Origin of the sequence: Dokdonella koreensis DS-123, from assembly GCF_001632775.1 — a bacterium.
GTDB lineage: Bacteria > Pseudomonadota > Gammaproteobacteria > Xanthomonadales > Rhodanobacteraceae > Dokdonella > Dokdonella koreensis.
This window is the reverse complement of the sequence record NZ_CP015249.1, coordinates 621,560-647,840: the sequence shown is the minus strand read 5'-3', so window position 1 is coordinate 647,840 and position 26,281 is coordinate 621,560. Positions and strand designations below refer to the sequence as shown.

22 protein-coding genes are annotated in these 26,281 nt (G+C 71.6%); 9 read left to right on the top strand and 13 right to left on the bottom strand.

What is annotated here, in order from left to right; all coding sequences use genetic code 11:
• Positions 1-188 precede the first annotated feature (188 nt).
• Entirely contained in the window at positions 189-1,313 is a 1,125-nt protein-coding gene (locus I596_RS02500) for a hypothetical protein (protein WP_067643700.1), read from the top strand.
• Positions 1,314-1,400: 87 nt separating this feature from the next.
• Here I596_RS02500 and rpoD read toward each other — a convergent pair whose 3' ends face one another.
• Both rpoD and dtd read right to left on the bottom strand, forming a co-directional pair.
• Positions 1,401-3,245: an RNA polymerase sigma factor RpoD gene (gene rpoD, locus I596_RS02495; RefSeq protein WP_067643697.1), complete on the bottom strand. Its 1,845-nt coding sequence runs from the start codon at positions 3,243-3,245 to the stop codon at positions 1,401-1,403.
• 254 nt (positions 3,246-3,499) lie between these two features.
• Positions 3,500-3,940 (bottom strand): D-aminoacyl-tRNA deacylase, encoded by a 441-nt coding sequence (gene dtd / locus I596_RS02490; RefSeq protein WP_067651329.1) that lies wholly within the window; start codon positions 3,938-3,940, stop codon positions 3,500-3,502.
• 134 nt (positions 3,941-4,074) lie between these two features.
• Between dtd and I596_RS02485 the strand changes: the two genes are divergently transcribed.
• The 4 genes from I596_RS02485 (at position 4,075) to I596_RS02470 (ending at position 9,062) form a co-directional block, all read left to right on the top strand.
• Positions 4,075-4,998 carry an LpxL/LpxP family acyltransferase gene (locus I596_RS02485; RefSeq protein ID WP_067643695.1) on the top strand — a complete coding sequence of 308 codons (924 nt, stop codon included), beginning with the start codon at positions 4,075-4,077 and terminating at the stop codon, positions 4,996-4,998.
• Between the two features lie 194 nt (positions 4,999-5,192).
• Positions 5,193-6,338: an ABC transporter ATP-binding protein gene (locus I596_RS02480; RefSeq protein ID WP_083965315.1), complete on the top strand. Its 1,146-nt coding sequence runs from the start codon at positions 5,193-5,195 to the stop codon at positions 6,336-6,338.
• An 11-nt stretch (positions 6,339-6,349) separates the two neighbouring features.
• A complete protein-coding gene (locus I596_RS02475; protein WP_067643692.1) occupies positions 6,350-7,387 on the top strand; it encodes an extracellular solute-binding protein in 1,038 nt (345 codons plus the stop codon).
• A gap of 19 nt (positions 7,388-7,406) precedes the next feature.
• Positions 7,407-9,062 carry an ABC transporter permease gene (locus tag I596_RS02470; RefSeq protein ID WP_067643689.1) on the top strand — a complete coding sequence of 552 codons (1,656 nt, stop codon included), beginning with the start codon at positions 7,407-7,409 and terminating at the stop codon, positions 9,060-9,062.
• Between the two features lie 37 nt (positions 9,063-9,099).
• Here the strand turns inward: I596_RS02470 and I596_RS02465 are convergent, their stop codons facing one another.
• From I596_RS02465 to I596_RS02440, 6 genes are all read right to left on the bottom strand, one after another.
• Complete coding sequence (locus I596_RS02465; RefSeq protein ID WP_067643686.1) at positions 9,100-9,414, bottom strand: tetratricopeptide repeat protein; 315 nt, start codon at positions 9,412-9,414, stop codon at positions 9,100-9,102.
• Complete coding sequence (locus I596_RS02460; protein ID WP_083965313.1) at positions 9,411-10,709, bottom strand: patatin-like phospholipase family protein; 1,299 nt, start codon at positions 10,707-10,709, stop codon at positions 9,411-9,413. The genes I596_RS02465 and I596_RS02460 overlap by 4 nt, the downstream gene beginning before the upstream one ends.
• A complete protein-coding gene (locus I596_RS02455) occupies positions 10,706-11,488 on the bottom strand; it encodes a 3-hydroxybutyrate dehydrogenase (protein ID WP_067643684.1) in 783 nt (260 codons plus the stop codon). Before I596_RS02455 ends, I596_RS02460 begins: the two co-directional genes overlap by 4 nt.
• A gap of 170 nt (positions 11,489-11,658) precedes the next feature.
• Entirely contained in the window at positions 11,659-13,062 is a 1,404-nt protein-coding gene (locus I596_RS02450) for a sigma-54-dependent transcriptional regulator (RefSeq protein WP_067643680.1), read from the bottom strand.
• A 106-nt stretch (positions 13,063-13,168) separates the two neighbouring features.
• Complete coding sequence (locus I596_RS02445) at positions 13,169-14,221, bottom strand: CDP-glycerol glycerophosphotransferase family protein (RefSeq protein WP_067643678.1); 1,053 nt, start codon at positions 14,219-14,221, stop codon at positions 13,169-13,171.
• Between the two features lie 108 nt (positions 14,222-14,329).
• A complete protein-coding gene (locus tag I596_RS02440) occupies positions 14,330-16,063 on the bottom strand; it encodes an ArnT family glycosyltransferase (protein ID WP_067651320.1) in 1,734 nt (577 codons plus the stop codon).
• A gap of 292 nt (positions 16,064-16,355) precedes the next feature.
• On the opposite strand from I596_RS02440, the gene I596_RS02435 reads away from it, so the two are divergent.
• From I596_RS02435 to hemC, 4 genes are all read left to right on the top strand, one after another.
• A complete protein-coding gene (locus I596_RS02435) occupies positions 16,356-17,015 on the top strand; it encodes an alpha/beta hydrolase (RefSeq protein WP_067643675.1) in 660 nt (219 codons plus the stop codon).
• Between the two features lie 357 nt (positions 17,016-17,372).
• Positions 17,373-18,410 (top strand): sensor histidine kinase, encoded by a 1,038-nt coding sequence (locus I596_RS02430; protein ID WP_067643672.1) that lies wholly within the window; start codon positions 17,373-17,375, stop codon positions 18,408-18,410.
• Positions 18,407-19,138 carry a LytR/AlgR family response regulator transcription factor gene (locus I596_RS02425; protein ID WP_067643669.1) on the top strand — a complete coding sequence of 244 codons (732 nt, stop codon included), beginning with the start codon at positions 18,407-18,409 and terminating at the stop codon, positions 19,136-19,138. The genes I596_RS02430 and I596_RS02425 overlap by 4 nt, the downstream gene beginning before the upstream one ends.
• The gene (hemC, locus tag I596_RS02420) at positions 19,135-20,049 is read left to right on the top strand and encodes a hydroxymethylbilane synthase (protein WP_067643666.1); all 915 of its coding nucleotides are present in this window, start codon (positions 19,135-19,137) and stop codon (positions 20,047-20,049) included. The genes I596_RS02425 and hemC overlap by 4 nt, the downstream gene beginning before the upstream one ends.
• A gap of 63 nt (positions 20,050-20,112) precedes the next feature.
• Here hemC and I596_RS02415 read toward each other — a convergent pair whose 3' ends face one another.
• The 5 genes from I596_RS02415 to I596_RS02395 all read right to left on the bottom strand — a co-directional run bounded on the left by I596_RS02415 (position 20,113) and on the right by I596_RS02395 (position 26,101).
• Positions 20,113-20,910, bottom strand: coding sequence for a DUF481 domain-containing protein (locus tag I596_RS02415; protein ID WP_067643662.1), 798 nt, complete (start codon positions 20,908-20,910; stop codon positions 20,113-20,115).
• Between the two features lie 112 nt (positions 20,911-21,022).
• Entirely contained in the window at positions 21,023-21,985 is a 963-nt protein-coding gene (locus tag I596_RS02410; RefSeq protein WP_067643660.1) for a dimethyl sulfoxide reductase anchor subunit family protein, read from the bottom strand.
• A gap of 5 nt (positions 21,986-21,990) precedes the next feature.
• Positions 21,991-22,320 carry a YbjQ family protein gene (locus tag I596_RS02405; protein WP_067643657.1) on the bottom strand — a complete coding sequence of 110 codons (330 nt, stop codon included), beginning with the start codon at positions 22,318-22,320 and terminating at the stop codon, positions 21,991-21,993.
• Positions 22,321-22,400: 80 nt separating this feature from the next.
• Positions 22,401-23,249 carry a 4Fe-4S dicluster domain-containing protein gene (locus I596_RS02400; RefSeq protein WP_067643653.1) on the bottom strand — a complete coding sequence of 283 codons (849 nt, stop codon included), beginning with the start codon at positions 23,247-23,249 and terminating at the stop codon, positions 22,401-22,403.
• A complete protein-coding gene (locus tag I596_RS02395; RefSeq protein WP_067643650.1) occupies positions 23,246-26,101 on the bottom strand; it encodes a molybdopterin oxidoreductase family protein in 2,856 nt (951 codons plus the stop codon). The genes I596_RS02400 and I596_RS02395 overlap by 4 nt, the downstream gene beginning before the upstream one ends.
• Positions 26,102-26,281: the final 180 nt, after the last annotated feature.

The following is a 26,281-nucleotide window of genomic DNA, read 5'->3' as shown; positions in this document are numbered from 1 at the left end:
GCCGGCACTGACGGCACCCTTCGCCGCGGAGGCCGATACACACCGTTCAGGATGTCGCGCTCGCCGGCACACCGCCACGCCTCGACCGATCGGCACTCGACCGTCCGGCGTGGAACCGGCATCGTGCGGCACCGGGCACCGCCTTCCTGCCCGGCCCGTCGATTCCATCGCAACGCCCGCGAGCCTGCATGACCACCGCCTCCGCTCCCCCTCCCCGATCGCGTCTTCATCCAGCCTGGAGGTTCACGCTGGCCCTGCTCGCCGGCGGCGTACTCGGCGGTTTCTTCGGCGCGGCCCTGGCACGCTTCGCCCCGCAGGGGCTGCCGCGGTTCCAGGCCTGGGACATCGCCGGCCTGCTCGGCGTCTGGTTCGGGGCGATCCTGATCCACGAAGGCGGGCATTGGCTGGGGGGCCGCATCGCCGGCATGCGCCTGCTGCTGATGACGGTCGGGCCGATCCGGCTGACCCGCGACGCGGACGGCTGGCGCTGGAGCGCGTTCCTGCGTGCAGGCAGCTTCGGCGGCCTCACCGTGATGGCACCCGACCCGGACCGGCCGATCGCTCCGCAGTTGCTGCCGATGATCGCCGGCGGCCCGCTGGCCAGCCTGCTGCTGGCGCTGGCCGGCCTCGGCCTCGCGCTGGCCGGCGACGGCCGGCTGATGCTGTACGGTGCCGCCGTCGCCGCGCTGTCCGGATTCCTGTTCGCGATCACCGCGGTGCCGCGGCAGATCGGCGGCTTCCTCAACGACGCCGCGCGATGGCGCGAGCTGCGACGCGGCGGCGCGGCCGCCGAACAGCAGGCACTGCTCGGTACGCTGGTGGCACAGAGTCTGGCCGGCCGCCGGCCACGCGCACTCGACGCCGGCCTGCTCGAGCGCGCCCGTGAGCTCGACGACGGCAGCGATCCGCTGCGCAGCGCCACGCTGCACTTCCTCGCCTACTCGATGGCCTGCGACCGTGGCGACGTGACGACGGCCGCCGCCGCGCTGGACGCCGTCGCCGAACGGGCCGAGGCGATCCCGCAGGGCCTGCGCCAGGCCTTTGCGATCGAGCTGGCGTACTTCCAGGCGGCCCACCGCAACGACGCGCCGGGCGCACGCGCGTGGCTGGAGCGCGCGCGCGGCGGCCTGGTCGAGCCGAGCGTCCGTGCCCGCACGGCAGCGGCGCTGGCGCTCGCCGAAGGCCGTCACGACGACGCGCGCGCCGCGCTGGCGAAGGCCGAGGCCACCCTGCCCCGGTACTACGACCGGGGCGGTGCTCATCTGCTCGCCGACCAGGTGCGAGCCCTGCGCGAGCGCCTGGCGGCGCGTTGACCGCGTCGTCCCGGCGGAAACGAAGAAGCCCGCCGAAGCGGGCTTCCGTCGCAGCCGGGCCGGTACGCGCCGGGCCGATGTCGCGGCTTACTCGATGTCCAGGAACGAGCGCAGCTGCTCGGAGCGGCTCGGATGACGCAGCTTGCGCAGGGCCTTGGCTTCGATCTGGCGGATCCGCTCGCGGGTGACGTCGAACTGCTTGCCGACCTCCTCGAGCGTGTGATCGGTGTTCATGTCGATGCCGAAGCGCATCCGCAGCACCTTGGCCTCGCGCGGCGTCAGGCCGGCCAGCACGTCGCGCACGGTCTCCATCAGGCCGATGTTGGTCGAGGACTCCACCGGCGACACGATGCTGGTGTCCTCGATGAAGTCGCCCAGGTGCGAGTCCTCGTCGTCGCCGATCGGGGTCTCCATCGAGATCGGCTCCTTGGCGATCTTGAGCACCTTGCGGATCTTGTCCTCGGGCATCTCCATCTTGACCGCCAGCTCCTCCGGCGTCGGCTCGCGGCCCATCTCCTGCAGCATCTGCCGGCTGATGCGGTTGAGCTTGTTGATCGTCTCGATCATGTGCACCGGGATGCGGATCGTGCGCGCCTGGTCGGCGATCGAGCGCGTGATCGCCTGGCGGATCCACCAGGTGGCATAGGTCGAGAACTTGTAGCCGCGGCGGTATTCGAACTTGTCGACCGCCTTCATCAGGCCGATGTTGCCTTCCTGGATCAGATCCAGGAACTGCAGGCCGCGGTTGGTGTACTTCTTGGCGATCGAGATCACCAGGCGCAGGTTGGCCTCGACCATCTCCTTCTTCGCCCGGCGCGCCTTCGCCTCGCCGATCGACATCGCGCGGTTGATCTCCTTGATGTCGGCCACCGACAGGAACAGGCCCTTCTCGATCGCGACCAGCTTCTGCTGCTCGGCGATGATGCCGTCGCGGTGCGCCTTGACCGCCGGCGACCACTTCTGGCGCTTGCGTGCCAGCTCGTCGGCCCACTCCAGGTTGATCTCGTTGGTCGGGAAGAGCTTCAGGAAGTCCTTGCGCGGCATCTTCGCCTGCTTGATGCACACGTCCATCACCGCACGCTCGTGGTGGCGGATGTTGGTGACGACGTCGCGCAGCTTGCGGACCAGGGCGTCGACCATGATGGCCGGCAGCTTCAGGCGCAGGAACTCCTCGGCCATCTGGTCGCGCAGCTTCTGCGTCTTGCGATCGGACAGGCCGTGCTTCTCGGCCGCCTTCTGGAACTTGGCGTAGCCCTGGCGCAGCTCGTCGAAACGGCGCGCGACCTCGGCCGGGTCCGGACCGGTGTCGCCCGGACCGGCTTCCTCGCCGTCGGCTTCCTCCTCCTCCTCGGCCTCGGCGTCCTCGCCTTCCGTCTCGGTCGCCTCGGCGACCTCGACATTCGGCTCCTCGATGTCGGCGAAGCCGGCGATGACCTCGGACAGGCGCTTCTTGCCCTCGGTGTGCTGGTCGTATTCCTCGATCAGCAACTGGATCGACCACGGGAAGCTCGCCAGCGCCGACTGGACCTGGTTGAGGCCTTCCTCGATGCGCTTGGCGATCGCGATCTCGCCTTCGCGCGTCAGCAGCTCCACCGTGCCCATCTCGCGCATGTACATGCGCACCGGGTCGGTGGTGCGCCCGACTTCGGCGTCGACCGCGCTCAGCACGGCCACTGCTTCCTCGGTGGCGGTCTCGTCGTCGGCGCTGGCCGGCGCATCGGGGCGCAGCAACTCGACATCGGGCGCGATCTCGTGCACCTCGATGCCCATGTCGTTGATCATGCCGATGATGTCTTCGATCTGCTCCGGATCGACGATGTCGTCGGGCAGGTGGTCGTTGACCTCGGCATAGGTCAGATAGCCCTGCTCCTTACCCTTGATGATCAGGGTCTTGATCTCGGACTGCTGCTCCTGGTTGTGCTCGCTGGCCATGTAGGTGGTGTTCCCGGGAAGGCAAAGGAAGTGAGTATAGAAACGGTGTCAAGGGCGCTGCCGGGCCTGGCGCAAGCCAAAGCGCCCGCGCGGCCTCGCAGCCGAAGGCGATCCATACGAAAGACGCCAAACGGCGGCGAAGTCTGTCGGCCCGCAACGGAAATTCACATTGAGGACCGGCGGCGGCAGGGCCTGACCGCCTACAGATGGGTCCGCGCCGCCCGGATTCCAGGGCCGGGGCCGGCCGCCGGCGGTCAGCCGGTTTCCAGCCAGAACGTCACCGGCCCGTCGTTGACCAGGGCGACCTGCATATGGGCGCCGAAGCGCCCGGTCTGCACGTCCGGATGGCGGTCGCGCGCCAGGTGCACCAGGCGCTCGAAGCCGGCCTGGCCCGCTTCCGGCGGGGCTGCCGTGCTGAAGCTCGGCCGCAGGCCGCTGCGGGTATCGGCTGCCAGCGTGAACTGCGGGACCAGCAGCAGGCCACCGCCGACGTCGCGCAGCGAGCGGTTCATGCGGCCCTGCGCGTCGGCGAAGACGCGGTAGCCGAGCAGCCGCTCGATCATCCGCTCCACCTGCGGCTCGCCATCCCCCGGCTGCACGGCCACCAGCGCCAGCAGGCCGGCACCGATGCGGCCGACCACATCCGGGCCGACGGCGACGTGCGCCTCGCTGACGCGCTGGATCAAGGCGATCACGGGATGCTCCACGGGCGGGGCCGGCATCCTCGCCGCCGGTGCCGGCGGCCGTCAACCGCAGCCGGGATCGACCCTCGGACCGGTCCCGGGGGTCGGCTTTTTGCCGGCGAGCCCCTACTATCGCGCGTCTGCTCATGAACGCCCCTCCCCTCTCTCCCCTGCTGGCACTGCTCTACGGCTGCCTGCGACTGGCCGGCCGCCTCCCGCTCGGGATGCTGCACCGGATCGGCAGCGCCTGCGGGCGCCTGATCTGGCTGCTCAACGGCCGCCTGCGCCGGGTGACCGAGCGCAACCTGTCGCTACTGTTAACGCAGGAGAGCGCCGAAACCAGACAGCGGCTGGTGCGCGAGGTCCTGCGCGAGACCGGAAAGTCGATGACCGAGGTGGCGATCGTCTGGTCCGGCTCGCCCCAGCGGGCGCTCGACCTCGTCCGCGAGGTACGCGGCCAGACCCACCTGGACGCCGCGCTGGCGTCCGGCCGCGGCCTGATCATCGCCGCGCCCCACCTGGGCTGCTGGGAGCTGCTCAACTACTGGCTGGCCGAGCGGATGCCGTTGTCGATCGCCTATCGGCAGCCGCAGCGCCCGCGCTTCGAGCCGCTGCTGCTGCGCGCGCGCGGCGCATTGAACGTCGAGCAGGTCCGCGCCGAAGGCACCGGCGTCCGCGCGCTGTACCGACGCCTCAATGCCGGCGGCGTGGTCGGCATCCTGCCCGACCAGCGCCCGAAGCGCGGCGAGGGCGAGTTCGCGCCGTTCTTCGGCATCCCGGCGATGACGATGGTGCTGCTGCCGCGCCTGGCGCGGCATACCGGCGCGACGGTGCTGTTCTCGTTCGCCGAGCGGCTGGCCGACGGCGCGGGCTTTCGCGTGCACCTGCTGCCGGCCCCCGAGGGCATCGCCGATCCGGACCTCGCCGTGGCCTGCGCCGCCCTCAACCGCGGCGTCGAGGACTGCGCGCGCATCGCCTTCACGCAGTACCAGTGGACCTACAAGCGCTATTCGATCCAGCCGCCGGGCCGCGCGAATCCCTATGCCGTCGGTGCCGACGACGAGGAATGAAGGCCGCCGGCGCGGCGGGACGCGCCGGCGGCGGTTCGGCGCGCGCGCGCGGATCGGGTAGGATGGTGCGTCGCCCGCGGTGCCGTTCGCTTCGCGCACCGCCAGCCAGCTCGCCGTTCCGGGCGGGCAAGCCGCGGCAGCCGCGCGCCACGCCGGCGCGCGATCACAACCGGCATCTCCTCCCCAGGCCCTCCATGCGCACCATCCAGGCCGACGAACGACCGTCAGCGGCCGCCTCGGACCGTCACATCGCCCGCCCCGCCGGCCCATCCGCCGCCGCGCTGTCGGTCGAGGCACTGCGCCAGGTGTACGGCACGCAGGTCGCCCTCGACGGCGTCTCCTGGCAGGCCGAGCCGGGCCAGGCCGTCTGCCTGCTCGGCCACTCCGGCTGCGGCAAGACGACACTGCTACGCCTGGTCGCCGGCATCGAGGCGCCGACCGCCGGGCGCGTGCTGCTCGACGGCGAGGAACTGAGCGGCCCCCAGCGCCAGGTCGCGCCGGAACGGCGCGGCATCGGCCTGGTGTTCCAGGACTACGCGCTGTTCCCGCACCTGAGCGTCCTGGCCAATGTGATGTTCGGCCTGCGCGGCGGCAGCCCGGCGACGCGGCGCGCCGTGGCACTCGCAGCGCTGGACCGGGTCGGCATGCAGCGGCATGCCGACGGCTTCCCGCATACCCTCTCCGGCGGCGAGCAGCAGCGTGTCGCGCTGGCCCGGGCGCTGGCGCCGCAACCGCGTGTCCTGCTGATGGACGAGCCGTTCTCGAATCTCGACCGGCGCCTGCGCGACCAGGTGCGCGACGACACGATGGATCTGCTGCGCGAGGCCGGGACCACCACGGTGATCGTGACCCACGACCCGGAAGAGGCCCTGCGCATCGCCGATCGCATCGTCCTGCTGCGGCAGGGCCGCGTCGAGCAGACCGGGGCACCCGAGGCGCTGTACCGGCACCCCGCCTCGCTGTTCGCGGCACGCTTCTTCTGCGACCTCAACGAGATCCCCGGCGTCTGCCGCGCCGGCCAGGTGGAAACCCCGCTCGGCCGCCATGCCGCGCCGGGCCTGGCCGACGGCACGGCCGTGCGCGTCTGCCTGCGGCCGCAGGACATCCGCCTCACCGCCGGAGCCGCGGCCGCCACCGGCCGGCTGGTCGACCGCGTGTTCCTCGGCGAGGCCGAGCAGCTGCGCGTCGCGGTGGACGGCCTGGCGATGCCGCTGCGGCTGCGGCGGCCCGCGGCCGCCGACCTGCCGCCCCCCGGAACCGCGGTGGGCCTGGCAATCGCCGGGGACCGGGTCCTGGTCTATCCGGACGCGGCGGCCGCGCCCTCTCCTTTCCCACGATGACGAGACCGACCATGACGATCCCCGCCCCGCTGCGCCGCCGCGCTTCCCGTTTCGCCGTCGCCCTCGCCGCCCTGCTCGCCGTGCCGGCCCTTGCCGCCGGCGAGGTCAATCTCTACACGACCCGCGAGCCGGGACTGATCCAGCCGCTGCTCGACGCCTTCACCGCCGACAGCGGTATCAAGGTCAACACCGTCTTCGTCAAGGACGGCCTGGCCGAACGCGTCGCCGCCGAGGGCCGCCGGTCCCCGGCCGACGTCCTGATGACCGTCGACTTCGGCAACCTGATCGACCTGGTCGACAAGGACCTGGTGCAGCCGGTGCGGTCCGAAGCACTCGCGGCGGCGATCCCGGCGCAGCTGCGCGACCCTGAGGGCCGCTGGTTCGCGCTGTCGGTGCGCGCCCGCGTGCTGTACGCCTCCAAGGACCGCACCTCGCTGAGCCGCTTCACCTACGAGGAGCTGGCCGATCCGGCCTGGAAAGGCAAGATCTGCATCCGTTCGGGCCTGCACCCGTACAACACGGCACTGATCGCGGCCTACATCGCCCACCACGGCGAGGCGGCCGCCGAGACCTGGCTCAAGGGCGTCAAGGCGAACCTGGCGCGCAAGCCCGGCGGCGGCGATCGCGAGGTCGCGCGCGACATCCTCGGGCAGCTGTGCGACATCGGCGTCGCCAACTCCTACTACGTCGGCCGCATGCGCAGCGGCAAGGGCGGCCCCGAACAGCAGAAGTGGGGCGATGCGATCAACGTGGTGCTGCCGACGTTCAAGGACGGCGGCACCCAGGTCAACGTCTCCGGCGCCTCGGTTGCCCGGCACGCGCCGAACCGCGAGGCGGCGGTGAAGCTGCTCGACTACCTGGTGTCGGAAGCAGCCCAGACCATCTACGCGACGATCGACTTCGAGTATCCGGTGCGCCCGGGCATCGCGGCCGACCCGATCATCGCCGGTTTCGGCACCCTCGCTCCGGACCCGCTGCCGCTGACCGAGATCGCCCGCCACCGCAAGGCGGCCAGCCTGCTGGCCGAGAAGATCGGCTTCGACAACTGACGCGGGCGCGGACGGCACGATGCGCCTTCTGCACGGACCGCGAGGCCAGCACCCTTCCGGCTGGCGGCTGGCCGCCGGGGCGATCGCCGCCCTGGTGCTGGTCCCGGTCCTGGCCCTGGTGGTCGCCGCGCTCGGCGGCGACAGCGGCGTGTGGCCGCACCTGCTGGCGCACGTGCTGCCGCCGACCCTGCTCGACACGACCATCCTGCTGCTCGGCGTCGGCGCGCTGGTCATCGCGCTCGGCACCGGCAGCGCCTGGCTGGTGACCGCCTACGACTTCCGCGGCCGCGGCGTGCTGGACTGGGCGCTGCTGCTGCCGCTGGCAGTGCCGACCTACATCGTCGCCTACGCCTACATGGACCTGCTGCACCCGATCGGGCCGGTCCAGACCCTGCTGCGCGAGCTGCTCGGCCGGTCCGGTCCGCAGGACCTGCGGCTGCCGGAGATCCGTTCGCTCGGCGGCTGCGTGCTGCTGCTGGGCTTCGTGCTGTATCCGTATGTCTACCTGACCACCCGCGCGCTGTTCCTGATGCAGTCGGCCAGCCTGATCGAAGCGGCCCGCACGCTCGGGACCGGCCGCGGCGGCGTCTTCGTGCGCGTCGCGCTGCCGCTGGCGCGGCCGGCGATCGCGGTCGGGGCCAGCCTGGCGCTGATGGAGACGATCAACGACGTCGGCGCATCGGAGTTCCTCGGCGCACGCACGCTGACGATCTCGATCTACTCGACCTGGATCAACCGCTCGGACCTGGCCGGCGCGGCGCAGATCGCCCTGGCGATGCTCGTGCTGGTGGCGGCCCTGCTGGCGCTGGAGCGTGCCGGACGGCGGCGCCAGCGCTATGCCACCGCCGCCCAGCGCGCGCGGCGGATGGAACCGCGACGCCTGCACGGACCGGCCGCCTGGAGCGCGCTCGTGCTGGGAAGCGTGCCGGTGCTGGTCGGCTTCGTCGCGCCGAGCGCCTATCTGGTCGCCGAGACGATCAAGCGCGTGCGCTTCGCCGGTTTTCCCGCCGGCCTGCTGCGCATCGCCTTCGACACGGTGCTGCTGGCCGGTACCGCCACCCTCGTCACCGTCCTGCTCGGGCTGGTGGTGGCCTACGCGGCGCGCATCGCGCCGGGCGCCTGGTCGCGCGCGTTCGAGCGCGTGGCCGGCCTCGGCTATGCGCTGCCGGGCACGGTGCTGGCGATCGGCCTGCTGTTTCCGCTGGGCCTGCTCGACGGCCTGCTCGCCGACCTCGGCGAGCGCTGGTTCGGCCTCGGCGGCGGCCTCCTGCTGCTCGGGTCCGGTGCCGCGCTGGTCTATGCCTACAGCGCGCGCTTCCTCGCCGTCGCCAGCGGCGGCATCGCCGCCGGGCTGACCCGGGTCGCGCCGGTACTGGACCAGGCGGCCCGCACGCTCGGCAGTACCGGCGGCGGCGTGCTGCGGCGGGTGCACCTGCCGCTGATCCGCCCGGCGCTGGCCGCGGCGGCGCTGCTGGTCTTCGTCGACTGCATGAAGGAACTGCCGGCGACGCTGCTGCTGCGGCCGCTGAACGTCGAGACCCTGGCGACCCGGCTCTATGCCGAGGCCGCACGCGGCACCTACGAGGAAGGCGCGATCGCCGCTCTGATCATCGTCGTGGTCGGCCTGGTGCCGGTCGTGCTGCTGGCCCGGGTCGGGCGCAGCGTCGCACAGTGACCCGCGCCCCGGCCGGCGCCGCCCCGCGCGATGCCCGTCAGCCGCCGCGCTTCTCGAGCCGGCGCAGGAACACCGCCATCTCCTTGCCGGCCTGCACGTCGCCGCGCGCCTCGGCGACCACGATGCCCTCACGCCAGGCCGCGATCGCGCCCGGCCGGTCGCCAGTCTGCTCCAGCGCACGGCCGAGCAGTTTCCAGGCCGCCGAATAGCGCGGGTCGAACGCCAGCGCGGCGCGCAGCGCCTCGGCCGCGGCCGCTGCGTCACCGGCCGCCAGCAGCGCGTTGCCGAGCGAGTAGCGCAGCAGCGCACCGTCGCGCGGACCGCCGATCTGCGCGCGCAGCGTCTCGATCATCGCCTTCTCCGCGGCACGAACTCGTCGCGATGCACGTCGTGCGTCACGACGGTCTGCTCGCGCGACGGCGGCACGAAGTACTCCGCATGGGCCAGCGTGCGGCACATGTCGTCGAAGCCGCTCTGCCAGTGGTCGCGCATCGCGATCGGCCCGAACGCGTAGTCCTTGTATTGCTCTTCGTGCGGCTTGGCGCGATAGATCAGGTGGATGATGTTGTAGACCCGATCGCAGATCCACGGCTGCAGGTGCTCCATCGTCGCCGCCGGCAGCGCATCGGCCCCGGCACGGTCGATCAGCTCGCGCAGCGCAGCGCGCAGCTTCTGCAACCGCGCCATGGTGTCGGTGCCCAGGCGCGTGCGGCTCGAGTACTGGATGTCCTTCTGGCGCTCGAGCACGTCGAACACCGTCTGCGGCAGGGTGCCGCTGGCGCTCCACAGGTCCACCTGCAGGGCCAGGGTGTCCGCGCGCGGCAGGTCCGACAGCACGTACTGCAGCGGCGTATTGGACACCACACCGCCGTCCCAGTAGTGCTCACCGTCGATCTCGACCGCCGGGAATGCCGGCGGCAGCGCGCCGGACGCCATGATGTGCTCGGCGCGCAGGACGGTCTGGCGCGAGTCGAAGTAGACGACGTTGCCGGTGCGCACGTTGACCGCGCCGACGCTCAACCGCGTCGCACCGCTGTTGATGCGATCGAAGTCGACCAGGCGTTCGAGCGTCTGCTTCAGCGGCGCGACGTCGTAGAAGCTGGTCGCCGCCGCGCTGCCGTCGCGGAACAGGAACGGCGACAGCGTGCGCGACTGGAAGAAGCCCTGCTGGCCCTGCAGCAGCGCACCGACCGCGCTGGCGGCACCGAGCCAGGCCAGGCGGGCCTCGTCGAACGCGGTGCCGAACGGCGTGCCGGCAGTGCCGGCGCCCAGCGGCAGCGCCTCGACCAGCTGGTTCAACCACGGCAGCGAGCCGCCGAACGGACCGGCCGGCCGGCTGATCGTGTCCCAGAACGTGCGCAGCCGCTCGACGCGCACCCCTTCCTCGTTGCCGGCCAGGATCGCGGCGTTGATCGCGCCGATCGACACGCCGGCGAACCAGTCCGGCCGCAGGCCCGCCCCGTGCAGGGCCTCGTAGACGCCGGCCTGGTAGCCGCCGAGCGCGCCGCCGCCCTGCAGCACGAGGGCGATCTTCTCGTAGCAACCGGCCGCGATCTCGGCCGGCGTGGCGCCGGCCCGCAGCGACGGCGCCGGTGCCGCGGCCTCCGCGCGCCGGCGCGGCCGGCTACGCCGGCCCGGCGTGTTCATTCCATCACCCAGCCGTGGCTGACCAGCAGGCTCTGGCCGGTGAGGGCATTGGTCTCGAACGCGGCCAGGAACAGCGCCACCGCGGCGACGTCGTCGACCGTGGTGAACTCGGTGTCGACGGTCTCGCTGAGCATGACCTTCTTGATGACCTCATCCTCGCTGATGCCCAGTTCCTTGGCCTGCTCGGGAATCTGCTTCTCGACCAGCGGCGTACGCACGAAGCCGGGGCAGATCACGTTGGCGCGGACCTTGGCCGGGCCGCCTTCCTTGGCCACCGTGCGTGCCAGGCCGAGCAGCGCGTGCTTGGCCGCCACGTACGGCGCCTTGAGCTTGGACGCGGTCTTGGAATGGGCCGAGCCCATGTAGATGATCGCGCCGCCCTGGCCGCGCGCGTACATGTCCTTGAGGCAGGCACGCGTGGTCAGGAACGCGCCGTCGAGGTGGATCGCGATCATCCGCCGCCATTCCTCGTAGGTGAAGTCCTGCACCGGCTTGACGATCTGGATGCCGGCATTGGAGACGAGGATGTCGACCTTGCCGAAGGCCTTGATCGTTTCGGCGACGCTGGCCTCGACCTCGGCCTCGCTGGTCACGTCCACCTTGACGCCGATCGCCTTCGCGCCGGTGGCGGCCAGTTCGGCGGCGGCGGCCTGCGCGCCTTCGAGGTTGAGGTCGGCGATCGCCACGGCCGCACCGTTGGCGGCGTAGACCTCGGCGATCCGCTTGCCGAGGCCGCTGGCGGCGCCGGTGATGTAGGCGACTTTTCCGGAAAGTGACATGGGTGACTCCTGGGGGGGCGGGAAGACGGTGGCGCGTCGGACAGCGGCCGGCGACCGGCGTTCCGTCGGCCGGCCGGGTCGATTCAGCAACCATAGCGCAGCCCGATGACGGGCCGGAACGTGGCATGGACCCCGCGCCGAGGGCGAAGGCCCGCGGTCCATGGCGTGCGCTAGGACGCCTCGTCGCGCGCGGTGGCCTTGGCATCGACGCCCAGGTCCTTGAGCTTGCGGTACAGGTGCGTGCGCTCCATGCCTACCGCCTTGGCCAGCTTGCCGACACTGCCGCCGGCCGCGGCGAGCTGGTGCAGGAGGTAGGCGCGCTCGAACTGCTCGCGCGCCTCGCGCAGCGGCAGCGAGAAATCCACCCCGAAATCGCCGCGCTCGGCGCGGGGGGCTTCGGGCGCCGGCACGGTGGGGCCGAGGCTGCCGAGCGCGTTCTCGACCTCGTCGAGCGCGACGTCGGGCGAGCTGCCGAGGATCAGCAGCCGCTGCACCAGGTTGCGCAGCTCGCGCAGGTTGCCCGGCCAGGCGTAGTGGCGCAGCCGGTTCTGCGCCGCCACCGGGAAGTTGCGGTACGGCAGCTTGTCGCGGGCGGCGAAGAAGTCGGCGTGGTAGCGCAGCAGCTCGGGGATGTCCTCGGCCCGCTCGCGCAGCGGCGGCACCGCAAGCGGGACGACCTTGAGCTGGTAGTAGAGCTCCTCGCGAAAACGCCCCTCGCGGACCAGGGCTTCCAGGTCCTGCGCGGTGGCGGCGATCACGCGCACGTCGGTCGCGATCGCCTCGCTGCCGCCGCAGCGCAGCACCGCGCGGCGATCGAGCACGCTCGAAAGCCGCTGCTGCAGCTCCTGGTCGAGCTCGGCGACCTCGTCGAGGAACAGCGTGCCGCCCTTGGCCTGCTCGATCAGGCCGTACTCGACGCTGCCGCCGTCCTCGGTGCCGAACAAGGCCTTGGCGACGTGCTCGCTGGTGATCGAGCCGGGCGCGACGGTGACGAACGGACCGCTGCGGCGCGCGCTGCGCTCGTGCAGCCAGCGGGCCAGCATCTCCTTGCCGGTGCCGGCCTCGCCCTGGATCAGCACGCCGGTGTCGTGGGTCGCCAGCTTGTCGAGCTGGGCGCGCAGCGACTGCATCGCGACGCTGGAACCGATCGGCTCGGCCGGTGCCGGCAGGCGGCTCTTCAGTCCTTCGTTCTCGCGGCGCAGGCGGCCGGCTTCGAGCGCACGCTCGATCGTCAGCAGCAGCTTGGCCAGCGAGATGGGCTTTTCGACGAAGTCCCAGGCGCCCAGGCGCGTGGCTTCCACCGCCGTCTCGATCGTGCCATGGCCGCTCATCATGATGACCGGCCCGGGCAGGCCGCCGCGCTCGCCCCATTCGCGCAGCAGGCTGATGCCGTCGACCCCGGGCATCCAGATGTCGAGGAGGACCACGTCCGGCCGCTGCTGCCGGCGCGCTTCGCGCGCGGCGGCGGCCGATTCGGCGACGCTGACCGAATAGCCTTCGTCCTCGAGGATTTCCTTTACGGTCGCCCGGATGTCCGGCTCGTCGTCGACCACGAGTACATGGGGGTTCGCCACGGCGGGCCTGCGTTGCGAAAAGGAGACATGCAGCATAGCGCAGGCGCGCGCGCAGCGGCACCGTCGGCCCGCGACGATCCGTCGCCGGCCCGGCCGCAGCGGCGCGTCAGCCGGCGCGGCCGAAGTAGCGCAGCCACAGGCGCATCTGCAGCTTGCGCAGCAGGTTGGCGGGCTTGCGCGCGCGCGGCCGCAGCCGTCCCGTCAGCAGCGCCTCGGTCGCGGCCAGCACGCGCTGGCTGGACCGGCCGTCGCGGTACGGGTGGATCCGCGCGGCCAGCGCATCGAGCTCGGCGCGCAGCGCCGGCTCCGCGGCGAACGCACGGCGCAGCGCCGGCTCCAGCGCCGCCGGCTCGGCGATGTCGATCATGTATGGCTGCACCGCATTGTTGCGGAACGTCACCACCGGCTTGCCCTGCAGCGCGAACTCCGGGACGACCGAGGAGGTATCGCAGACCAGCACGTCGGCAGCACGCAGCATCGGCACCAGCGCATCCGCCTCCAGGAACCGCGCATGGGGGCCAACCAGCGCACGGTAGCGCGCGACCAGGTCCGGCGCGGTCTTCGGATGCAGCGTGAGCAGCCAGTAGCGGTCGCCGGCGGCGACCTGGCGCGCGATCTCCGGCAACAGGGCCGACGCGGAACTGAGCCGCTCGGTGAACGTGGAGGCGTACATGACGACGGGCCGGCCCGCGGCGGCCGCACGCAGGTCCTCGCCGATCGCGGTGGCGGCGAACAGCGGGTCGAGTTTCGGCCAGCCGGTCTCGGCGACGACGAAATGGCCGAGCCGGTCGGCCAGCGCCTGGAACGGCTGCGTCGTCGCCGGCCCCTGCGTGCAGTACAGGTCGAACCAGCCGCGGATGCGGAAATGGCCGCGCGCCTCGCTGCGCTTGCCGACGCTGAAACCGTGGAAGACCTGCACCTTCGCGCCCGGAAAGAAATGCGGCACCCAGTTGCTGGCCGAGAACACCGCGTCCGGACGCCAGCGGCGCACGGCGGCTGCATCGGGCAATCGCACCTGGCCCGGCACGGCGGCCTGCGCGGCGGCCGAACCGTCGAGGAACCACGCCACCTCGGCGCCTTCGGCCTGGGCGGCCGCCGCGATCGGATGCAGGATCGGCAAGGCGTAGAGTTCGGTCCCGAAAAGCAGATAGCGGCGCATGCGGTGCGAGGGCCGGCGTCAGGCGTATTCCGGCCTGGGAATCCTGGTCCAGGGCGGGGCATCTTACGCAGCGCCGCCGGCCGCTGCCAGCGGCGGCGGCGCGGGGTCTCACTCCTCGTTCGGCGAGTCCTCGGTCTCCTCGCCGATGACCGGCACCTGCCCGCCACGGCAGGCCGGTGTCACCGCATCGGCCCGGAACAGCCACCACTCGCGGCGGTTCGCGTTGCCGACGTGGATCGCCCGCGCGCGGTCGACGCACGGCCCCATCGCCCTGCCGAGCACGAACACCCAGCGCCGGTCGGGCGCGGCCTCGAGCCAGCGGATCGACGCACCGAGCTGCGTGTGCCAGGGCTTCAGGAAGCCGAAATCGGTCGCCGGCTTGTCGAGCAGCAGCAGGTTCTGCTCCTTCCAGGCGACCAGCCCGAGCTCGCCGTCACCCACCAGTTGCTCGGTGCGGCGCATGACGTCCGACGCGGACGTGGAGGCATTGAGCACCGGATAGGCCCACAGGCCCCACAGCAGCCAGATCACGCCCAGCAGGGCCACCAGGCCGGTCACCGCGCGGCGCACGCGGAACACCACCGCCGCAGCCAGCGCCGCCGCGCCGATCGCGATCATCAGGTGCCAGAGTGCGACGCCGCCATCGGCCAGCCCGCGCTGGACGACCAGCGCGTTGGCGCGCGCCCAGCCGCCGCCCAGCGCCGCGAAGCCACCGCCGAGGAACAGGCCCGCCAGCAGCAGGCTGAGCGCGAAGGCGAGCCAGCGCAGCCACGGACGCCGGATCAGGTCTTCGAGGAACGGCCCCGCCACCAGGGCGAACATCGGCAGCGCCGGCATGATGTAGACGTCACGCTTGCCCTTGGGCAGCGTGAAGAACAGCACGATCAGCACGATCCAGGCCAGCGGCAGCAGGAAACGGGCGTCGCGCGCGCGCAGCCGCTCGCGCCATTTCGGCACCAGGCCGGGTAGCGCCAGCGCCAGCGGCAGCCAGCTCGCGGCGATCACGCCGAGGTAGTACCAGGCCGGCTTGTGATGGTCCCAGGAATCGGTATAGCGCCCGGCGGTCTGCCGGAACAGGATGTCGTTCATGTAGGCGCGATGCTCGGGCGAATCGCTGGCGTGCACCGCCAGCAGCATCGGCACGATCCACAGTCCGACCGCCAGCAGGAAGGCCACGGCGCCGCCCAGCCAATGCAGCCCGCCGCCGCGGATCGGCGACAACCCGTTCCAGCCGCGCCAGCGCGCGAACAGGAACGGCACGAACATCAGCAGTGCAAGGATGCCCACGCCCTTGGTGATGACGCCCAGGCCCGCCGCGAAGCAGCCGAGCCAGTAGGCACGCCAGTCCGGGCCGAGCAGGAAATGCCGCAGCAGGCCGTAGTTGGCCAGGGTGATGAAGAACGTCACGGTCGGGTCGATCTGCGCGCGCTTGGCCTGGTAGACGAACTGGAACGTCACCAGCAGCGCGCCGGCGGCGTACAGGCCCACGCGTGCGCCCCACAGGCGACGCCCGGCGTCGTAGACCAGGAACAGCGTACCCAGCGCCGCCAGCAGGGACGGCAGCAGGAAGGCGATGCGCCAGTGCCCGGTCACGGTGAACGCCGCGGCCTGCAAGGCCATGAACAATGGCGGCTTGTCCGAGTACAGCTCGCTGCCGCGATGCGTGATCAGCCATTGGCCGCTCTCGACCATCTGCTCGGCGACCAGCGTGAAGCGCGGCTCGTCGGCCGGCCAGGGATCACGCAGGCCCATGCCCGCGGCCAGCACGACGAAGGCGGCCAGGAAGAACAGCAGCAGATCGCGGCGCGAACGGGGGTCGGAAGGAAACGGCGGCGCGGACATGGGATCGATCGGCAAGCGGCGCCGGACGGCGGAGGCGGCGATCGTACCAAGGCCGAACGGCTCCCAGAACGTGTCGTCGACGCACACGGATGCGAAGCCCTCGGGCACCTGCACGGCGCGGCGCGTCCACCCCGAAAAACCGGCGCCGGAGGGGTCGGCGCCGGCCCGCCGCGGGCACGCACCGTGGCAGGTGCGGACCGGCCGGCGGGAAAGGCCGGGCCGGCGGCGGCTTGGCAGCGCCGGCCGCATCGGGCAGCCTTGCGGGCCGTCTTCCTGCGCGAGCCCTCCCCGGATGCTGCCCACCGTCGAAATCGAAACCGCTCCCGATCCGCGCCACGCGGTGATCTGGCTGCACGGCCTGGGTGCCGACGGCCACGATTTCGGCCCGATCGTCCCGGAGCTGGTCGACCGCGACTGGCCGGCGCTGCGCTTCGTGTTCCCGCACGCGCCAGTGCGCCCGGTCACCATCAACGGCGGCATGCCGATGCGGGCCTGGTACGACATCGCCGGCACGACGCTGGCCGAGCGCCAGGACGAGGCGGGCCTGCGCGCGTCGTTCATCGAACTCGATGCGCTGATCGGGCGTGAGATCGAGCGCGGCGTACCGGCGGCGGCGATCCTGCTCGCCGGCTTCTCCCAGGGCGCCGCGGTGGCGCTCGGCGGCGGCCTGCGGCATCCGCAGCGGCTGGCCGGCATCGTCGGCCTTTCGGGCTACCTGCCGCTGCACACCCGGTTGCCGGACGAACGCGCGGCCGCCAACGGCGACGTCCCGGTCTTCCTGGCGCACGGCAGCGCCGATCCGGTCGTCCCCGAGGCGCTCGGCCGGATGAGCCGCGACCTGCTGCGCCAGCTCGGCTACACGGTCGACTGGCACGACTACCCGATGGCCCACCAGGTCTGCGCCGAGGAAGTCGCCGACCTGCGCGACTGGATCGGTCGCACGCTGTTCTAGGGCGTGTCATCAATCCCCCGGCAGGTCGCGTTGGCCCTGGAAAGTCGTCAGGGGGTGTAGTGTGGCGCCGCGCCTGACTGGCCGTCAGGTCAAGCCGCGCAACGCACGCTGGCGGCTTTCCAGGGCCAACCCGTAGGGCCGCTCTTGCGTGCGCCCGGGACTGCGTCATCGCTCGGGCGTGGACCCACGTCCACTTCCTCCCTCTTCCTTGGCCCGGACGCACGCAAGAACGGCGCGGCCTACCGAGGGATTGATGACACGCCCTAGCGCGCACGCGCGCCAGGACGTGCGGCCGGTAGCATCGGCGCGGTGGCCCGCGCGCTACCATCGCCAACGGGATCACGACGGGGAGCGCCGGTGAACGACACCGCAGGCCGCCACTGGCTGCCGCAGTTCTGCAGCCTGCCGACGCTGTTCGCGGTAATCGTGGTGGCCGAGCTGGTCGCCCTGGTCGTCGTGCTCACGCCGAATGCGCCGGGTCCCCTGCTGCCGCGGATCGGCATCGTCAGCGTCTACCTGCAATGGCTGGCCCTGCTCAATGCCGTCGTGCTGTGCTCGCTGCGCGGTGTGCTCGACCGCCTGTCGCCGCGCAGCGGCCTGCTCCTGGCCTGGCTGGTCATGATCGGCGTCACCGCACTGGCCGCCGCGCTGATCCAGGCGATGGACCATGCGCTCGGGCTCGGGCTCACCGGCACCGACCCGGGGCCGGTCCGCTTCGTCGCGGCCAACGCCGCGATCTGCGCGCTGATCGGCGCCGCCCTGCTGCGCTACCTGTTCGTGATCGGCCAATGGCGCGAGCGCGTGCAGGCCGCGTCGAAGGCGCAGGTCGATGCCCTGCAGGCGCGCATCCGGCCACACTTCCTGTTCAACAGCATGAATACGATCGCCAGCCTCATCCGCACGCGGCCGGCCGAGGCCGAGGGCGCGGTGGAGGACCTGTCCGACCTGTTCCGCGCGGCGCTCGGCTCGGCCGATGCCAGCGGCACCCTCGGCGAGGAACTGGACCGGGTCGATCACTACCTGCGGATCGAGGGCCTGCGGCTGGGCCCGCGGCTGGAGGTGCAACGCGACCTGGTCGCGCTGCCGCGCGAGCTGCCGCTGCCGCCGCTGCTGCTGCAGCCCCTGGTCGAGAACGCGATCTATCATGGCATCGAGCCGTTGCCGGACGGCGGCACACTGCGCCTGCAGGGGCGGCGCCTGGCGTCGGGCATCGAGGTGCGCATCGACAACCCCTGCCCCGCCACGCCGGCACGGCGCGGCGGCAACGGTCATGCGATCGCCAACATCCGCGCGCGCATCGGCTACCATTTCGGCGATCGCGCCGCACTGGAAACCGTTTCCGGCACGGAGCGCTTCACCGTCGTGCTGCGACTGCCGCTGGAATCCATCCGATGAAAGTCCTCGTTGTCGACGATGAGCCGCTGGCGCGCGAGCGCCTGATCGCGCTGCTCGGCGAGATCGGCGGTGCCGAAGTGGTCGGCGAGGCCGGCAGCGGGACCGCCCTGCTCGAAGCGGCGCCGGCCCTGCGTCCGGACGTGGTCCTGCTGGACATCCGCATGCCGGCGATGGACGGCCTCGAGGCGGCCCGGCACCTCGCCGCGCTGGACGCGCCGCCCGCCATCGTGTTCTGCACCGCCTACGACGAACACGCCCTGGCGGCCTTCGACGTGCACGCGATCGACTACATCGTCAAGCCGGTGCGCGGCGAACGCCTGCGCCACGCGCTCGAACGCGCGCGCCGCTACAGCGGCGAGCAGCTGCGGCAGGCCGGCGACGGCGCGGCAGGACGGCAGCGCAGCCATCTGTGCGCACGCGTCCGCGGCAGCCTGGTGCTGGTACCGATCGAGGACGTGGCCTACCTGCAGGCCGAGGACAAGTACGTCGTCGTCCACCACGTCGGGGGCGACGTGCTGATCGAGGAGCCGCTGAAGGACCTGGAGGAGGAGTTCGGCGACCGCTTCGTACGCATCCATCGCAACTGCCTGGTCACGCGCAGCCGCCTGCTCGGGCTGCTGCGCACGACCGATGGCCGCATGCTGGCACGCGTCGAAGGCACCGGCACCGAACTGGAAGTCAGCCGCCGCTGCCTGCCCGGCCTGCGCAAACTGGTGAAGACCCTTTGAACATCCTGCGAATCGCCACCCGCCAGAGCGCGCTCGCGCTGTGGCAAGCCGAACACGCCGCCGCACTGCTGCGCCAGCGCCATCCGGGCCTGATCGTCGAGCTGCTGCCGATGACCACGCGCGGCGACCGCATCCTCGATCGCCCGCTGGCCGACATCGGCGGCAAGGGGCTCTTCCTCAAGGAACTGGAAGTGGCCATGCAGGAGGGCCTGGCCGACATCGCCGTGCACTCGTTCAAGGACGTGCCGATGGAGCTGGAGCCGGGCTTCGCGATCGGCTGCGTGCTCGAACGCGCCGATGCCGCCGATGCGTTCGTCAGTAACGGGTACGCGCAGATCGCCGCGCTGCCGCAGGGCGCGCGCGTGGGTACCTCGTCGCTGCGCCGGCAGGCCCAGCTGCGCGCCTTGCGTCCGGACCTGGCCCTGCTCGACCTGCGCGGCAACGTCAACACGCGCCTGGCCAAACTCGACGCCGGCGAGTACGACGCCATCGTCCTGGCCTGTGCCGGCCTGGAGCGCCTCGCGCTCGGCACGCGCATCCGCAGCCGGCTGGCCGCGCCGCACTGGCTGCCGGCGGCGGCGCAGGGCGCGATCGCGATCGAGATGCGCAGCGGGGACGCCCGGATCGCCGACCTGCTGGCGCCGCTCGACGATGCCGGCACGCATCGCTGCGTAGCGGCCGAGCGCGCCTTCAGCCAGGCGCTGGCCGGCAGTTGCCAGGTCTCGCTGGCGGCCCAGGCGATCGAGACCGACCGCGGCCTGCACCTGTGGGGATTGGTCGGCGACGCCGCCGACGGCACGCTGCTGCGCGCTCAGGCGCAGGGACCGGCCGACGACCCGCAGGCGCTGGGCCGGGTCGTGGCGGCCGACCTCGTCGCGCAGGGCGCGCTGCGCCTGCTCGGCCGGGCCTGACGCCGCGGCGAACCGATCACGACACCCACCCGGCGACTGCCGCCGGGTGGGTCGGGAGCGACCTCAGAAGTTGTAGACGAGGTTGGTCGTCAGCAACTGGTCGGTCTTCTTGGCGCCCTCGGTCACGTCGGTGTTGTGACGCACCTGGTAGCCGAGCTTGAGCGCGAACTTCTCCGACATCGACACGGCCAGCCCGGCGTCGTTCTGCAGGAAGGTGTTGTCGCTGCCCGCTTCGGTCAGCAGCACGTTCTCGAACGTGGTGGTTTCGGTCAGCTTGTGGCGGAACGAGATCAGGCCGCGCGCGACGACCTCGCCGTCCGAGCCCGGGCGCACGCGCGTGGCCACCGGCGGGTCGCCGATGAAGACGTCGTAGGGCTGGACCTGGTAGCGCTTGTAGCCGGGGCCGATCTCGAAGCTCAGCTCGGTGCGCTGGTTCTTGAGCGCGGTATAGCCGTAGCCGACCGACGCGATCCACTGGTACTCGAACGGCGAGAAGTCGTCGTTCTCGTAGCGCAAGGCGCCGACCAGGTAGCTGCGCTCGTCGAGCTTGTAGCCGACCGAGCCGCCGGCCTCGTAGCGGTTGGCGGTCAGGTCATAGCGCGTCACGTTGACCGTCTGGCCGTCGACCTGGGTCGCCACCGTCACCTCGCCCTTGCTGCGCAGGGCATTGAGAAAGACGTTGTTCTTCCAGGTGTCGTCTTCCTGCTTGAACTGCAGCTTGATGTTGACGTTCTCGGACTTGCTGTTGCCGCGCGTGGCTGCGATGCCGACTTCGCCGGAGCCGGACCAATCCGAATTCTCGGCCTGGGCAGCCAGCGGGAGCACCGCCAGCACGGCGGCGCAGAGCAGGACGTTCTTCATTTTTCTTCCTTCTAAAAGCGGGACAGAGCGCCGGAATGAGGCGTGCGGCGCCGCAACATGCTAGTTCCGCGGCTTGAATCGCGAGTGAACATGAGGCCGGCCGGCACCGGCTTCAGCCGTAGTAGGCCTGCACGGCGTGGCGCGCCTGGGCGAAGAACAGCCAGCGCTGGACGAAGACGCCGAGCATCGCGCTGGCGGTCGCCACGAGCGCACAGGCCGGCATCCAGGCCGGCAGCAGCAGGGCGAGCCCGATCGCCGCCAGCGGGACCAGGAACAGCAGATGGGTGGTGATCGTGCGCAGGCGCGCACCGTGGCGGCGGGCCAGCACGAATCCCATCTCGCGGGTCAGGTAGTTTTCCTCGGTGTGCGGTGCCTCCACGCTGTGCACGCCACCGGCGCGACCGAGTCCGGTGGCCGCTGCGGCATCGGGGCCGTCGTCCAGCCGCTGCCGCCAGTACGCATGCTGGAGCGACGACGCCGCCACGACCACGGCAGCCAGCCCGAGCAGCCAGATCGCGGCCGTACCGGCGGCGGCCGGCTCGGCCGGTTCGACCGCCGCGACCGCGGCATACGGACCGACCAGCAGCCAGAACCAGAGACCGCCGGTCTGGAGCGCCAGCAGTCCGTACAGCGGCGTGACGCGCGCGTCGTTCCAGGCGCGCACCGTCTTGAGCGAAGCGTAGATGCGCGCCGTGCAGAACACCGTCGCCGCGGCCAGCACCGCGAGCAGAGCGAAACCGAGGCGGATCCGAAGACCGCTGTGCACGGACTCCACGCGCCAGGCGAGCAGCGCGCACAGCGGCACGCAGGCCAGCGACAGCACACCCTCGCGCGACAGCCAGGAGCTGCGCCACTGGCTGAGCGCGCGCCAGGCACGCAGCGGCTTGCCGAGGTGGGCCACCGAGGCCAGCAGGCCCGCCGACGTCAGCACGAAACCCGCAACCAACGGCACCAGGACCGCCATGCGATCCGGCGGCGCAGCCCCCACCAGCACCGCGGCTCCGACCAGGAACCACAGGCCGTAGCCGGCCCCCGACAGCGTCGTGAAGAAGATGATCGAAAACGCGGGGCGCATCGGCTCTAGTCTTCGACGACGACGGCGGTGCCGGTCGCCGACACCATCAGCATCCCGCCGCCGTCCTTGATCTGGATCGTCTCGTAGTCCAGATCGACACCGATCACCGCATTGGCGCCCAGGCGCTCGGCCTGCTCGGCCATCTCTTCCAGGGCCGTGTCCTTGGCCGAGCGCAGGACCTTCTCGTAGCTGCCGGCGCGACCGCCGATGACGTCGCGGATGCCGGCGAAGAAATCGCGGAACACGTTGGCGCCGAGAATCGCATCGCCGCTGACCAGGCCGAGATAACGGACGATCTTGCGGTCCTGCAGCGTGGACGTGGTCGAGATCAGCATGGGGTTCTCCTCACGGGGGCGGCGGCACGTCGTCGACGCGGCGCGGGGCGCTCCGGCGCCGCGTCGACGACGACGGCACCTTAGCGCGACAGCACGCGATCGAGCCAGCGCAGCAGCGGCGGCAGGCTGGCGGCGTCGAAGGCCTCGCCGGCATCGGATGCAACGGCCTCCTCGGCCACGGCGCCGGCACGGCGCGGTCGCGGCGGCAGATAGCGGTTGACCGGCTGGTAGCCGAGTTCGGGCATCAGTGCATAGCCCTGCCGCTCCGCGACCAGGCGCGACACCGCCGACTCGGGATCCCCCAGGTCGCCGAAATGCCGCGCGCGCGTCGGGCAGGCCTTGACGCAGGCCGGCTGGCGGTCTTCGGGGGCCAGGCTTTCGTTGTAGATGCGGTCGATGCACAGCGTGCATTTCTGCATCGTCCCGTGCCGCGTGCTGAACTCGCGCGCGCCATAGGGACAGGCCCAGGCACACAGCTGGCAACCGATGCAGGTGTCTTCGTTGACCAGGACGATGCCGTCCTCGACCCGCTTGAAGCTGGCACCGGTCGGGCAGACGGTGACGCAGGCGGGTTTCTCGCAATGCAGGCACGAGCGCGGGAAGTGCACGGTCATCGCCGCCGCCGCGCCGCAGCCCGATCCGGTCCCGCCGCCGCTACGGACCGGCGCCACGCCCGCCTCGGCGGCGGCCGCGAGCACCGTCTGCGCCAGCGTGGGGCCGGTGTCGGCGGCCACCTCGTAGCTGTGCACGCGATTGAACCAGACGCCGTCCGGCTTCGCGCCATAGGCGTCGGTGTCCTCCAGCGGCCCGAAGTCGCCACCGTCGTTCCATTCCTTGCAGGCCACCGCGCAGGCATGGCAGCCGACGCAGGTGTCCAGGTCGATCACCAGGCCGAGCTTCTTCTGCGCCGGTGGCGGCAGCATCGTCATGCCGTCCTCCGCAACGGTGCCGTCTCGACGCGGTGGCCGGCCTGGCGCGGTGCCGGATCGGCCTCGATGCGCACGCGCAGGTCGAACCAGGCGGCCTGCCCGGTCACCGGATCGGCATTCGCGTAGCGATAGCCGTCGGCACGCGACGGCAGCAGTTCGTCGATCAGGTGGTTGAGCAGGAATCCGTCGCGGCTCTCCGGCGCGTCGCCCGCCAGCTTCCAGGCGCCGCGGCGCTTGCCGATCGCGTTCCAGGTCCACACGGTGCCGGGCGCGGTGCCCGCGTGCAGGCGCGCCTGCACGCGGATGCGCGCCAGCGGCGAGGCCAGCCAGATCCAGTCGCCGTCGGCCACGCCATGCAGCGCGGCCGTGGACGGATGCAGGTACAGGAAATTGCGCGCCGCGATCTGGCGCAGCCAGGCGTTCTGCGAACCCCAGGCGTGGTACATGAACATCGGCCGCTGGGTGACGGCGGCCAGCGGATAGGTTTCGGCCGCTGCTGCCGGGACCGGCGCGAGGTCGGTATCGGCGTACCAGAACGGCAGCGGATCGAAGAAGCGCGCGATCCGCGCGCGCTCGCGTGCCGGCGGCTGGATCGCGCCGTGGCCCTGCGCGGCCAGCCGGAATCGCTGGAGCTTCTCCGAGTAGAGCTCGATGACGACCGGCGCCGTCGAGCCGACGAAACCCATCGTCCGCGCCCAGTCCAGGTAGTCGCGGTTGGCCATCTTGTAGTAGCGGCCCGCGGCGGGCACCGCGTGGTGCCAGTAGCAGTCGTGCGCGGCATAGCGTTCGAGCTGGGCCGGATTGGGCTCGCCGACGCCGTGCTTGTCGCCGTTCGCGCCGCGCCAGCCGGCCAGCAGGCCGATGCCCGGCGCGCGCTCGTGCTCGACCATGTACTGGGCGAAGCCGCGCGGGTAGCGCGGCGTGCCGTCCTCGTGCGTCATGCCCGGCAGCCCGAGGCGCGCCCCCAGGTCGAGCAGCACGTCCTGGAACGGACGCACGTCGCGATCGGGCGCCACCACCGGCCGGCGGATCGCATCGCTGGCCGCATCGGCGTCGGAGATCGGCCGGTCGAGCAGGCTGATGCAGTCGTGGCGCTCCAGGTAGGTGGTATCCGGCAGCACCAGGTCGGCGAGCGCGACCGTTTCCGACGCGTAGGCGTCGGCGTAGATCACGTGCGGGATCCGGTACTCGCCGGTCGCCGGATCGCGATCGGTCAGCATCGCCCGCGTCTGGCCGACGTTCATGGCCGAGTTCCAGCCCATGTTGGCCATGAACAGCAGCAGGGTGTCGATGCGGTACGGGTCGCCGGCCCAGGCGTTGCGGATCACCGACTGCAGCATGCCGTGCGCGGCGAACGGATGCTCCCACGAGAACGCCTTGTCGATGCGCCGCGGCTTGCCGTCGGCGTCGACCAGCAGGTCGTCCGGCCCGTGCACGAAGCCCAGCGGCGCGGCATCGAGCACGCCGTTGTCCTTGCGGCTGCGCCCGGGCCGGTTCGGCGGCGGCACCGGCTTCGGAAACGGCGGCTGGTAGCGGAAGCTGCCGGGCACGTCGATCGCGCCGAGCAGCATCTGCAGCACGTGCAGCGAACGGCAGGTATGGAATCCGTTGGCGTGGGCGGAAATGCCGCGCATCGCATGCATCGCCACCGGTCGGCACGGCATGTCGGCGTGGACGCGCCCGTGCGTGTCGGTCCACGCCTGCTCCAGACGCAGGTCGTGATCGAACGCGGCCTGCGCGAGCTCGGCGGCCAGCCGGCGGATCGTCGTCGCGGCGACGCCGCAGCGTTCGGCGACACGATCGGGCGCGTAGTCGGCGGCCAGGTAGCGCTCGGCCAGCAGCTGGAAGGCCGGGACGGCGCTGCGGCCGTCCGCGAGCGTGTATTCGCCGACCACCTGCGGTGCGATGTCCGGCAGGTCGGCCCGGGCGTGGCGCAGCGTGCCGCCTTCGCGCACCGCGCACAGGGGATGGCCCTCGGCATCGCGTGCGAACAGGCCGTCGTCCGCGGCACCCGGCGCCCGGATCACCAGGTGGTGCGCGTTGGTGTAGCGCACGAGGTAGTCGAGATCGATGCGGTCCGTACGCAGCAGCTCGTGGATCAGGGCGCCGGCCAGCAGGCCGTCGGTGCCGGGGTTGATCGGCACCCATTCGTCGGCGATCGCGCCGTAGCCGCTGCGCACCGGATTGATCGCGACGATCTTCGCGCCGCGCGCCTTGAGCTTGCCGAGGCCGAGCTTGATCGGGTTGGAGTCGTGATCCTCGGCCACGCCCCAGAGCATCAGGTAGCGCGTGAGCTCCCAGTCCGGCTCGCCGAACTCCCAGAACGACCCGCCGAGCGTGTAGAGGCCGGCCGCCGCCATGTTGACCGAGCAGAAGCCGCCGTGCGCCGCGTAGTTGACCGTACCGAACTGCTGCGCCCACCAGCCGGTCAGGGCCTGCGACTGGTCGCGGCCGGTGAAGAAGGCCAGTTCGTCCGGGTTGCGCCGGCGGATGTCGCCGAGCCAGCGCGCGGCCAGGTCGAGCGCCTCGTCCCATTCGATCTCGCGGAACTCGCCGGCGCCGCGCTCGCCGACGCGCAGCAGCGGCTTGGACAGCCGTGCCGGCGAGTAGTGCTGCTTGATGCCGGCCGAACCTTTCGCGCAGATCACGCCGCGATTGACCGGATGGGCGGGATTGCCGTCGATGTAGCGGACCTTGCCGTCCTTCAGGTGCACGCGGATGCCGCAGCGGCAGGCGCACATGTAGCAGGTGGTGGTGGCGATGGCATCGCCGGTCGGCGTGTTCAGATCGGGCGTGGCGTGCTGCATGCGCGGCTGGCGGTCCGTCGCGCGACCCGCGCGCGGCGGGGCCATGGTACCGGAAGCGCCACCGGTGGTGGCGGGGACGCGGATGTCGTCAAGACCGGCGGTCCGGACGAGGTGGAGCGATCAGTCTCCGGAACCGTCGCCGAAGATCGGCACCCGCGCCAGCGTCGCGGCACGCGGCGAACAAGCCATTGCCCGTTCGGCCTGGATTTCGCCGGCCGGATGCAG